The 950-nt window shown below is 31.9% G+C and carries 1 protein-coding gene; it reads left to right on the forward strand.

The features are described 5' to 3' along the window. On the forward strand, window positions 1–950 hold a 950-nt coding region (locus CAMP5060_RS08115; RefSeq protein WP_250322484.1), incomplete at both ends, for a methyl-accepting chemotaxis protein.

Raw genomic sequence — 950 nt, forward strand, 5'->3', positions numbered from 1 at the left:
AAACCGGCCTTAACTCTTTCTTTGATTTTATCAATCATAAAACTAAAGATTCAGCTATGATTAGTGTTAATACTAATGATGAATTAGGTGCTATGGCTAAAGCTATTAACGAAAACATCACTAAAACTAAAAATGCATTAGAACAAGATGCTAAAGCAGTAGAACAATCAGTAGATACAGCTAAAGAAATAGAAAGTGGTAATCTAACAGCAAGAATTACTGCAATTCCTGCTAACCCTCAATTAGTAGAATTAAAAAATGTTTTAAATGAAATGCTGAATGTATTAGAACAAAAAGTTGGTTCTAATATGAATGAAATTAATAGAGTATTTGATAGCTATAAAGCATTAGACTTTACTACTGAAGTTAAAAATGCTAAAGGTGGAGTTGAAGTAACTACTAATGTATTAGGTCAAGAAATCGTAGGTATGTTAAGACAATCTTCTGAATTTGCTTCTTTATTAGCAGATGAAAGTGGTAAATTACAAAGTGCTGTTAAAAATCTAACAGATTCTTCATCTTCTCAAGCTTCTTCTTTAGAAGAAACAGCAGCAGCACTAGAAGAAATTACTTCTTCTATGCAAAATGTATCCCATAAAACTAGTGAAGTAATTGCTCAAAGTGAAGAGATTAAAAATGTTACTTCTATAATAGGTGATATTGCAGATCAAATTAACCTACTTGCATTAAATGCTGCTATTGAAGCTGCACGTGCAGGTGAGCACGGACGTGGCTTTGCTGTTGTTGCTGATGAAGTTAGAAACCTAGCAGAAAGAACTCAAAAGTCTTTAGGTGAGATTGAAGCTAATACTAATATCTTAGTTCAATCTATTAATGAAATGGGTGAGAGCATTAAAGAGCAAACTACAGGTATTACTCAAATTAATGATGCTGTAGCTCAAATTGATCATGTAACCCAAGAGAACTTAAAAATAGCAAAAGATAGTGCA

It is taken from the genome of Campylobacter sp. 1569, assembly GCF_024723675.1.
GTDB classification, from domain to species: domain Bacteria; phylum Campylobacterota; class Campylobacteria; order Campylobacterales; family Campylobacteraceae; genus Campylobacter_D; species Campylobacter_D jejuni_C.